This is a genomic window from Fodinibius sp. (genome assembly GCF_041642155.1).
Lineage (GTDB): Bacteria > Bacteroidota > Rhodothermia > Balneolales > Balneolaceae > Fodinibius.
Genome location: NZ_JBEPWZ010000088.1, coordinates 1 through 10,597 on the forward strand (window position 1 = coordinate 1; position 10,597 = coordinate 10,597).

The window sequence follows — 10,597 nt, forward strand, 5'->3', positions numbered from 1 at the left end:
TCTCTTTTACAGAAACCCACCGGGGGCTGAACCGGCGACCGGCCTTGGGTTTTCAATGGCTAAACTCCGTTTTTTAAATGTTCGGTATTATTCAAATACACCGACTTAAACTGCTCTCCGTCCCATTGCAGGTGATACAGCGCTCCATTGCTGTGTTCTATGCGATGCATCGCAGAGAGTCCGAATTGCAGCCAGTGTGATAATAGGATCCGGATAAGGCGTCCGTGAAGCACAAACAGCAAATTACGCTTTTGCCGCTCGCTGATAATCTGTTCAGCTCTTGTTGCCGCTCTATCCAGCACCATTTTGGGACTTTCTGCCTCTTGCGGGGCAAAATCAATATTTCCTGACATCCAGTTCTGCTGAAGTTCTTTCAGCTCCGGCCCAATTTCGGTAATGGTCCGTCCCTCCAGCACACCAAAATTCATTTCATCAAGATCTCTATGAGCCTGAACGCTCAAACAGCAGGTCTTGCCCACAAATTCCGCTGTTTCACGTGAACGTTTTAAGCTGCTGCAGTAAATGTGGTGAAGATCTCTTTCTCTTAAATGTTCGGCCATTGCCCGTGCCTGGCGGCGACCCATTTCATTCAGCGGAGCATCAATCCCCCTCCCCTGCATTTGATTACGCCGGTTATATTCCGTTTCTCCATGACGGGCCAAGTATATATTTGTCACACTCACTTCAGCCTTTGCCTTGTTTTCTGCTTAATGCCAGTTCTTTAAATTTGTTCTCCATGTGCTGCACTTCCGAAGGCGCCTTATTGTAGTAGATGGCATATTTTATCAGTACCATTTTAAACACGCGGTCGTTAAGTGAGAGTTGATCAGCACTGTCTTCGTCAATCTTGTCCCACAAACGCTTTAAAAGGCCCAACTTCATCAGAAAAAAGAATACGAGTCCCACACCCGCGGCCAGATATTGACCATTCATCCCAAGCAGGCTTATGATCACCAGCGAGATGATTAACAAGTAGCCATCTTTATTCATCAGCTTGAGCACCTTCCCCAGGTATATGGTCACAAACGCACTTTTAAAACGATACCAGAAAAAGTGAAAAGTGATGGCAATAACAGCGGCAAAAATCGGGTGTATGTAGATTAACAAAACGAGCAGCAAGGTAAGGGCCAGGCTGTCGGCGCTGCGCACCCAGGCTACGGCTTCCTCAACAAGATGATCCAAATCACGCTCTTCCAACAGGCCGGGGACAAACTGTTCGATATGTTTGGCCGTGGTGTGAAACCAATCGCCGGTACGCGTGACGATACCCAGCTGGGTTTCCAAATACAGGTTTTGCGGTCGTGAGGTAAATTTACTCATAGACTTTAAAAATATCCTTCTTTTTTGAAAAAATGAATTATATGCCAAAAATTATGCCTGTGCAACCGTCAGTATTATAATTGCACTGGCTCCGGCTGCCAAAACGGTTTGAGCAAGCTCAAAAGTGGTTGCTCCGGTCGTAAATACATCATCAATGATTACCACCAGGTGATCCGATATCATCGATGGGTTGTTCACGCTAAAAGCATCTTCGATATTTATGAGACGTTTTTCCAGCGTAAAGCCCGTTTGCGTGCGCGTGTTCTTTATTCTCACCACACTTTTGATATCACAGATAGGGATTTGCGGCCACACCTGCTGAAACCCGAGAGCGATTTTGAAAGCCTGGTTGAATCCCCGGTATCGATACTTCAGGTAATGGAGGGGGACGGGCAGAATAGAAATCGGGGCCCGCACGAGCGTGCGATCCAACAAGGGATGCTTTCGAATACGTTCTCCAAGCTTACGTCCCAGGTCGATACCTACCGTGGTAAGACGCTCATATTTTAAAAGGTGCAACAGATCCTGCAGAACTCCGCCCTTGTCAAAGCTCCATAAGGCCTGTTGGGCTAAAATACCCTCTGGCAGCAATGTATCGCTGGAAGACCGTTCGTTACCCGGGTTCGCATCTTCAAAGCGCTCATTCAGACAAAATGAACACAGCTGTCGCTGCCGCCCGGTATGTTCGCGGCCGCAACATACGCAGACCCGGGGAAACACAATGTCCGACAGTCCTTTTGGTATGTTTTTAATAATATGCCTCATTTAACGGGGGGTGTAACCCTATTTAGTCACAATACCTGTTATCTGGCTTACTAAGTTCCTGTTATCACTTCCGTTGGCCCGGCAGCAGGTTAATCCCAAATTTGGAATGGGGGTGTCAGCACTTGGCCTGCGCCCGGGAACATTTCGCGATGAATAGCCGGACGCTCGCCTTTACATTTAAAGAGACCTTTGAAAAACCGGGGGTTTTGTTCAACAACAACGCCTGAGCGATTTCAAAACCGCAGTGTATGTATAGACTACAGGTGAGGATTTTTGAAAACGCGAAAATGGAAAATTGGGTAAAACAACGGTTTTGCAATGGTCTTTAAAAGTACATTTTGGTACTATGGGGTATGATCCTTTTACAGACAAATCCTTACAAAAAAATTTACCGCCCAAAATTTTTGCCAACCATGATATTTGCTTAGATTTACTGTTTGCACCTAATGGCCTCTTATGACCTCAAACCTGGAAACCTTATATGCCATCACTTGGAAATGATCTGGCGATCATCCGGAAAAGCCGGGAAATAACCCTTGAAGAAATTCATAAATCCACCAAAATCCCGAAAACGGTCTTAGCTTCCATTGAAGATAACTCCATCTTTGAGGGTATAACCAGCAATCCCACTTATATACGCAGCTATGTACGAAGTTATGCCAAAGCTATTTCGGTTGATGAACGTGACATCGTTTACGCGCTCGACAAGGTTGAGAAGGATAGCTACAGCGGATCACTCATTGACGACGACCGGCGCGAGAAATTTAAGGATAAGAAAATATCTGATTCGGAAGATAAAGAGAAGGCGGAAGAGGGGGAACAGACACCGATTTCCATTTCCGAAAATCCCCTTGCAAAAAGGCGAGAAGTAGACTCCGTGGACTGGGCTGATATGGGCCATCAATTCAAGTCCACCCGAACCACTTCGTCAAAATGGCGCATTTCGCTGACCGTTTTCATCCTCCTGGCCATCGGGGCTTTCTTAATCTACTGGTTCTATGTCAGGACGCTCGACAATAACGCCGCGAACACCCCTCAGCAGGAAACACCAAACCAGACCACCACCACTGGCGATTCGCTGCAGCTGGGTGTCAGGTCCCTGACAGTCGAAGATAGCGCACAACGAACCCGCGGCGGGGGCGGATCAAGCCGATTCCGGGAGGCGGGAGAAAGCCTGCCCGACACCCTTTCGATTGTACTGTATGCTGCCTACGGCACCCTGGAACCCGTCAGGGTCTATACGGACATCCTTGATGAACTTAATCCTTACTGGATTGAAAATGGAGAAGCCATCCGGTTTGATTTTGTCAATGATTTTCAGTTTCGCGATGGGCTGGACAACATCATTCTGCTTATGAATGGACATGTTATTCCTGACTTCCGGGAACGCTTTTACAACCCGGAGACCGGTAGAATAGAAATAACCCGATCTTTTTTTCAGGATGATCCCAAATGGCTTCAGCCACCGCCCGACACATTGAATATTGATGCCCCTCCCCCGTTATTAATTCATCAGTTATAACACGAATACCGATATCTATTTTAAAAATATGGATAAAAAACAGGCGCAAAATCGCGTCAAGGAATTGCGCGAACTGCTCGAGCAAGCCAATAAAGCCTATTATCAGGAGGCCCAGCCATTCATATCGGACAAGGAATTTGATAACTATCTTTCGGAGCTGGAACAACTCGAGGAGAAGTTTGACCTCCGCGACCCGGCTTCTCCCACCCGGCGCGTCGGGGGGGAGCCGAGCAGCGATTTTGAAACAGTTGAACATCCTGTGCCTATGCTCAGCCTGGATAATACGTATAATGAAGAAGAGCTCAACGACTTCGACAGGCGGGTACGCGAACGGTTGGATCATACGAACTTCAGCTATTTGGCCGAGCTTAAGTTCGACGGCGCCTCCATTCGTCTCCGCTACGAAGAGGGAAAGCTGGTTCTCGGGGCCACACGCGGCGATGGTGAACGGGGAGATGATATCACGCGAAACCTGAGGACCGTTCGGGACATCCCGCTTGCACTGGAAGGCGACTATCCCCCGCTGGCGGAAGTACGGGGCGAGGCCTATATGGAGCGCGAAGCCTTTGCACGCATGAATGAACACCGCGAGCAACAGGGACTTAATACTTTTGCCAACCCTCGCAACTCTACCGCCGGTTCGCTGAAAATGCAGGATCCCCGCGAAGTTGCCCGCCGCCCCATTCGCTTCTTTAGCTTCGATCTTCTTTTGGAGGGAGACGGGGCGCCGCTTACCCAGCTTGATAAAATACAGCTGTTGGCGAAATACGGGCTGCCCGTATCCGAACACTACCAAAAATGCGCTTCCATCGACCAGGTACATCAGTTAATCGATGAATGGAGAGAACTCCGCCACCAGCTCCCCTATGAAACCGACGGGGTCGTCGTCAAGATCAATGAGGATAAATTCCGTTCTCAACTGGGCAGTACGTCCAAAGCCCCCCGGTGGGCGATCGCTTTTAAGTTTGAGGCGGAACAGGCCACGACTACGATTAATGATATCGGGCTTCAGGTGGGACGGCTGGGGAAGATAACGCCGGTGGCCCATCTCCAAGCCGTTGAGCTGGCCGGCACGGTCGTAAAGCGGGCGTCGCTGCATAACGAGGATGAGATTCACCGGAAGGACATCCGCGTGGGCGATCGCGTAGTCGTTGAAAAAGCGGGAGAAATTATTCCCCAGGTTGTAAGTGTGGTCAATCCGGACCGCAACGGCCGACCCGCTCCCTTCCAAATGCCTGAAGACTGTCCCGCTTGCGGACATCCTCTCACCAAGCTTGGAGATGACGTAGACTGGCGCTGTACGAATGCCGAATGCCCGCCCCAGGTCCGCCAGCGCATCACGCATTTTGCCTCCCGCGATGCGATGGATATTGAAGGACTGGGCGAGGCCGTGGCCGATCAACTGGTTTCGGAAGGCCTCATTCAGAATTATGCGGACCTGTACGAACTCAGGAAAGAACAGCTTCTGCCGCTGGAGCGAATGGCCGACAAAAGTGCCCAAAACCTGATCGACGCCATCCATGACAGTAAAAAGCAACCCATCGATCGCCTGATTTATGCACTGGGTATTCGCTTTGTAGGCAGGACGGTGGCGCGGGACCTTGCCACCGCATTCCAAACCATGGACGCACTGATGGAAGCAAAAGAAGAAAAAATTGCCGACATCGATGCCATTGGTCCCACGATCGCGGAATCCGTAGCCGCATTTTTTAATGACGAATCAAATTTGCGAATGATCCAATCCCTAAAATCCGCGGGCTTAACGTTTGAGATGAAGCAGGAAGGAGTTACTTCTCAAAAATTGGCGGATCAGACCTTTGTACTTACCGGCACTCTTCCCGGTCTGACCCGTAAAGAAGCCACGGAGATGATTGAAAAACACGGGGGAAAGGTTACGTCTGCGGTAAGTGGTAATACCGATTACCTGTTGGCCGGCGACTCTCCGGGCAGCAAATATGATCAGGCAGAGGAACGGGATATTCCCATCCTCGACCAGGATGCTTTTCTGGCGCTTATAGACGACGAAAAATGATTTTTGGGAATATAAATGACTGTTGGTATAATTTGCTAATCGAAGTATCTTGCACGTACAAATTAATGCCCTGCCGGGCAACTGACCGGTTGGCGGGGCGGATTTAAAAAACACTATGAGTATTCTCGAAAAACTGGGACTGGCTCCCAAGAAGAACCGGGGAGCGCCCGTTATCGGCGAAAAAAAGAAAAAACAGGAGCAGGCCTCTTCTCTCAAAAAAAATATGTATGTCCGAATACTGATCATATTTGGATTTCTGGTTGTTCTGGCAGCTTCTGTCCCCCAAACCTCCTTTAAAGAACCGGTGAGCTACAGCGTTGGCGAACCCTGGAGAGCAGACGACTTGACCGCTCCGTTCACCTTTCCCATTAAAAAGGACCAGGAGACGATCGAGCAGGAACGGGAGGAAATAAAAACCTCCACCCCGCCCATCTATAATGTCAACCATGATGCCGAAATACGGGTACTGGGCAAGATTGATTCTCTTTTTCAGCGTTTTGAGCCTGTTCTGAACAGCTATGAAGAATGGCAAAAGGCTCAACAGAACGATGAGGCAACGGCTAAAAAAGACAGCATTCAGTTTGTAAACCGCAAGAACAGTGCTCCCCACAATCTGTCACAGGATTCCTGGAACGTCCTGCTGGAAAATTACCGGCGCACTGAAATCCTCAACCAGCCAGTCAATACCCGATCAGGACCGAGCAATGAATTTATCGGCGATTATCTAAAAACCCAGCTTGAAGACATTGCAGAAACATTATTTAATGACGGGATTATTAATGTTGATAAGGATAAGCTGTCCATCGATGAAATAATTGTGCGTGACCTGAAGGAATATACAGAGCGAACCCGCAACATTGCCAATATCCGTGATATTGATGAAGCCAGGGAGTATGCCCGGCACCAGTTTTCCGACATTTTCTATGAGGATATGAGTCCGGTTGCCTCTGAGCTTTTTAACCAGGCCATACAGCCCAATATCATTTTTGACCAGCAGGAAACCCAGGCCCACATCAATGAAGCTCTGGCCAGTATCTCTTTAAGCAAAGGGGCAGTGGCACAGGGACAGGTTATCATCCGCCGGGGTGATATTGTTACGGAGGAGAGGCTTAACAGGCTGGAAAGCCTGGCCGATGCCCGGGCGCAGAATGCTACGGATCTGGAGCGCTGGCTGCGATATGGTGGAGACATTCTGGCCGTTTTTGCCATTGTAACAATCTTTTTCTTTTATCTTTACCTGTACAGGCGGCATATCTTTATGAATAATACCATGCTTTTGCTTGTTCTCCTCGCAATGGCGCTTATCACTGTAAGCGGCTCCATCGTCTACGGACTGGAGAGCATTTCATCCTATATCGTACCGGTTGCTATTGCGCCCATCATCCTGACGATTATCTTTGACTCGCGCGTCGGATTGCTGGCTACCATTACCTTGGCCCTTATTACAGGACTGATTGACGGCAAGAATTTCGAGTATGTAGCGGCCACCACCGTAGCATGTAGTTTGGGCTTATTTTCGGTTCGTGACATCAAGAAACGATCCCAATTCTTTTTTACGACCCCCGGCATTGTTTTTCTCTCCTATGCCGTGGTGATCCTGGCTTTTAGCATGACCTCTTTCAACGGGTGGACGAACCTGGGGAACGAGCTCTTTTTTGTACTGCTCAACGCCATCTTTATCTTCATTACCTACCCGCTTATTCTTCTCTTTGAAAAATCGTTCAAGGTCACCACTGACTTTACGCTTCTGGAGCTCAGCGATACCAACCTTCCCTTGCTTAAAGAGCTGATGACCAAAGCGCCGGGCACCTTCCACCACAGCCTGCAAGTTTCGAATCTGGCGGAAGCGGCTGCCGGTGCCATCGGTGCCAACAGTTTGCTTTGCCGGGTGGGCGGACTCTATCATGATATTGGAAAAATGGAAAATCCGGGTTATTTCACTGAAAACCAGACGGAAACCAACGAACACGATAAGCTAAAACCACGGATGAGTGCTCTGGTCATCAAGGCGCATGTGTCTAACGGGGTAAAAATAGCGCGGGAACGGGAGCATAAATTACCCGAAGTTATCATTGATTTTATTAAGACTCATCACGGTACTACGCTGATCAAATTTTTCTGGGACAAGGCAAATGAACAAGCCGATGAGGATAAGAAAGAGATCCGGGAGGAAGATTTCCGGTATGACGGTCCCCTGCCCCAAACGAAAGAAACGGGCATCATGCTGCTGGCCGACTGTATCGAAGCGTCTTCTCGTGCGATGAAAGATCCCAATTACCAGAAGTTGGAAACGCTCATTGATAAAATGATTGATGCTCGCGTAAACGAGGGACAGCTCAGCAAAACACCGCTTACATTCCAGGATCTTACGACTATTAAAAACACCTTTCTCAATATATTGGTGGGAATCTATCACAGCCGCGTAGAGTATCCCAAGGACAAAGAAGGAGATGCTAAAAAGGAACAGAAAGCTGATGCCTTCGATGAAACGGAATTTACCCCGGAAGCCGCCCCGGATCATCTCCCGGAGAAGGAGGAGGGACAGGACTCTGAACCGACACCGCCGATAGACGAATACTACAATTCCTGAGGGACCGATGCATTACCGGGAAGAGCTACAGCGCTACCTGCAATTCATTAAATTGGAGAAAAATCTTTCTGAAAATTCCATCGTCTCCTATAAAAACGACCTGCAGCGGTACCTGCAATTTCTTGCCCGGGACCTCCACATTCATGACCTGAACGGGGTCAGTTTGCACCATATCGAACAATACCTGGAGGAACTCTCAGCAATGGATCTCTCGGTGAGCTCGATTGCCCGCAATATCTCCAGTATCCGGGGCTTTCACGAATTTGCGGTGGTCGAAGATCTGGCTAAAGCCAATCCGGCCGAACTGGTTGAATTACCCAAACAGGCTAAAAACCTTCCTGAAGTTTTAAACCCGGAAGAAGTTGCCGCCGTCATTGATGCACCTAATCGCGAAACAGACGCCGGCATCCGCAATGCGGCTATCATGGAGACGCTCTATGCCACCGGCATGCGTGTGAGCGAGCTTACCAGCCTGGAACTGGATAACCTTTATTTTGAAATCGGTTTTATCCGGGTGCTGGGCAAAGGTAACAAGGAGCGGCTGGTGCCCGTCGGAGAAATTGCCCAGTCGGCCCTGGAGCACTATATTGAGGTTGTCCGGCCCAAATTTCAAAGCAATAAAAATCCCCAGAAAGCAAAAAACAAGATCTTTCTGAGCCAGCGAGGCAACCCCCTGTCGCGCATGAGCATATGGAATATTGTCAATGACGCTGCGGAACGGGCCGGCGTTAAAAAAAATGTCTACCCCCATATATTCCGCCACTCTTTTGCCACCCATCTCCTGGAAGGCGGCGCTGACCTGCGTGCCGTCCAGGAAATGCTGGGACACTCTTCCATCATTACCACTGAGATATACACGCATGTGGACCGGTCGCTCCTGCACCAGGTGCATAAAGAGTTTCACCCGAGGGCGTAAATGAAGGTATCATTGCAGTTGCCTGCTGCCCTGCCCTGAAAAGAGGAAAGAAAAATTAAAATCCCTGCCCGCCCCGCCATTTTTCCTTCGCCTTGCTGAAGTACAAATTCCCTTGTGAAAAATCCGGGCTTTAAAATATGACCCCATTTTGTTCATAAATACGCATATAATCATAAAGCCCCGGAATGGATAAACGGTTCGGCAAAAGAAAAGCAGAGAGGAACCATGGAACGGTATCGCTGGCAAAAAATTGAAGAAATACTTGACCAGGCATTGACGTTTGATACGCTGGAAGAACAGGAGCGTTATATCAGGGAGGCCTGCAAGGACCATCAATCCCTCTTTCTGGAGATTCAACTCTTGGTTCGCTCGATTCACGACGCGGAGAGAATCCACTTTCTTGAAGAGGAGGAATAGGGAAGGCCCGATTACTATTTCCAAGAGGCTGCCTCACACGAGCTGGCTGATGCCGCTCTTTAGTGTAAAAGCACTATCTAAGGGTAATAATTATTTTTTTTAAACATAGAATCTTTGAAAAACCAGTCCCGAAGCATCGGGAAAGGTCAAGGCAAGAGGGTGGCTGGAATCGCAGCATATAACCCATTTGTGAGAATTTCAACCGACCGATAACGCCGACATTGGACAAAAAAACGGTTTTGCAAAGGCTTCTCTAACATTGTTTTTCTCTCTCTACAACACTAACGGTCCCCGGTATTTAAAGCTGAGAATTATACTTTAAAATAGATGCCGGAGACCTTACATTAGGGTTTTCGGTATAAGTATTCCATAAGAGAAGTCTGGTATGGCTGATAGACTACGTTCATATCATCCATCTTTTCATATCATCCATTTTTAGAACGATCAAAAAAGTAATTCCTGACATGAAATGTACCTCCACATGAAATATACCTCCCGTTTGACAGCAGTCGCATGCGTATTGCTGCTGTTTGTGTTACCGAGTCAAAGTCCAGCCCAGACAGGCTGGTCAAAATCATTCGAACATGCGGTAGTCGTTACTGCTGAACAACGGGCTTCCCAGGCAGGCCGCGATATATTACAGCAGGGCGGAAATGCCGTGGATGCGGCCGTTGCTGTTCAATTTGCCCTCGCTGTTACCCTGCCGCGGGCCGGAAATATCGGGGGGGGCGGATTTATGGTCGTCCGTCTCACTGACGGGAGCAGCCGCGCTCTTGATTTTCGTGAACAGGCGCCCCTGCAGGCGCATAAGGATATGTATATGAGGGAGGGGGAATATGTGACCAGGCTCAGCCGCAAAGGGGGACTGGCATCCGGCGTGCCGGGAGTCGTAGACGGGATGGTAAAAGCCATGGAGCAATACGGGAATCTCTCCCTGAACCAGGTCATCCAGCCTGCTATCGAGCTGGCCCGCAAGGGATACCGATTGTCCTACAGACAGGCCGAAGCCTTGAATGACAACAAAAAAGGATTAAA

Annotated in this window: 9 protein-coding genes; 6 read left to right on the forward strand and 3 right to left on the reverse strand. The window is 48.8% G+C overall.

The features are described from left to right. Window positions 1-59: 59 nt before the first annotated feature. Genes ACESLU_RS07150 through ACESLU_RS07160 form a run of 3 tightly spaced genes read right to left on the reverse strand, consistent with a single transcriptional unit; the run spans window position 60 to window position 2,040 of the window. Entirely contained in the window at window positions 60-677 is a 618-nt protein-coding gene (locus tag ACESLU_RS07150) for a histidine phosphatase family protein (RefSeq protein WP_372637149.1), read from the reverse strand. Between the two features lie 7 nt (window positions 678-684). Beyond that, entirely contained in the window at window positions 685-1,320 is a 636-nt protein-coding gene (locus ACESLU_RS07155) for a hypothetical protein (RefSeq protein WP_372637152.1), read from the reverse strand. A 51-nt stretch (window positions 1,321-1,371) separates the two neighbouring features. Next, a complete protein-coding gene (locus ACESLU_RS07160; RefSeq protein WP_372637155.1) occupies window positions 1,372-2,040 on the reverse strand; it encodes a ComF family protein in 669 nt (222 codons plus the stop codon). Between the two features lie 526 nt (window positions 2,041-2,566). Between ACESLU_RS07160 and ACESLU_RS07165 the strand changes: the two genes are divergently transcribed. The 6 genes from ACESLU_RS07165 to ACESLU_RS07190 all read left to right on the forward strand — a co-directional run. Further along, window positions 2,567-3,607, forward strand: coding sequence for a helix-turn-helix domain-containing protein (locus ACESLU_RS07165; RefSeq protein WP_372637157.1), 1,041 nt, complete (start codon window positions 2,567-2,569; stop codon window positions 3,605-3,607). Window positions 3,608-3,635: 28 nt separating this feature from the next. Continuing rightward, window positions 3,636-5,639 (forward strand): NAD-dependent DNA ligase LigA, encoded by a 2,004-nt coding sequence (gene ligA, locus ACESLU_RS07170; protein WP_372637160.1) that lies wholly within the window; start codon window positions 3,636-3,638, stop codon window positions 5,637-5,639. Between the two features lie 115 nt (window positions 5,640-5,754). Beyond that, complete coding sequence (locus ACESLU_RS07175) at window positions 5,755-8,229, forward strand: HD family phosphohydrolase (protein WP_372637163.1); 2,475 nt, start codon at window positions 5,755-5,757, stop codon at window positions 8,227-8,229. 7 nt (window positions 8,230-8,236) lie between these two features. After that, a complete protein-coding gene (xerD, locus tag ACESLU_RS07180) occupies window positions 8,237-9,145 on the forward strand; it encodes a site-specific tyrosine recombinase XerD (RefSeq protein ID WP_372637166.1) in 909 nt (302 codons plus the stop codon). Window positions 9,146-9,370: 225 nt separating this feature from the next. Further along, window positions 9,371-9,562, forward strand: coding sequence for a hypothetical protein (locus ACESLU_RS07185; protein ID WP_372637169.1), 192 nt, complete (start codon window positions 9,371-9,373; stop codon window positions 9,560-9,562). A 481-nt stretch (window positions 9,563-10,043) separates the two neighbouring features. Then, the coding region (locus ACESLU_RS07190; RefSeq protein ID WP_372637172.1) for a gamma-glutamyltransferase at window positions 10,044-10,597 on the forward strand (554 nt) is incomplete at its 3' end.

Excerpts from the sequence above, each read along its gene's own strand:
- ACESLU_RS07165 (WP_372637157.1), top strand. The coding sequence starts at position 2,567 with ATGCCATCACTTGGAAATGATCTGGCGATCATCCGGAAAAGCCGGGAA.
- ACESLU_RS07175 (WP_372637163.1), top strand. The coding sequence starts at position 5,755 with ATGAGTATTCTCGAAAAACTGGGACTGGCTCCCAAGAAGAACCGGGGA.
- ligA (WP_372637160.1), top strand. The coding sequence starts at position 3,636 with ATGGATAAAAAACAGGCGCAAAATCGCGTCAAGGAATTGCGCGAACTG.
- xerD (WP_372637166.1), top strand. The coding sequence starts at position 8,237 with ATGCATTACCGGGAAGAGCTACAGCGCTACCTGCAATTCATTAAATTG.
- ACESLU_RS07155 (WP_372637152.1), bottom strand. The coding sequence starts at position 1,320 with ATGAGTAAATTTACCTCACGACCGCAAAACCTGTATTTGGAAACCCAG.
- ACESLU_RS07185 (WP_372637169.1), top strand. The coding sequence starts at position 9,371 with ATGGAACGGTATCGCTGGCAAAAAATTGAAGAAATACTTGACCAGGCA.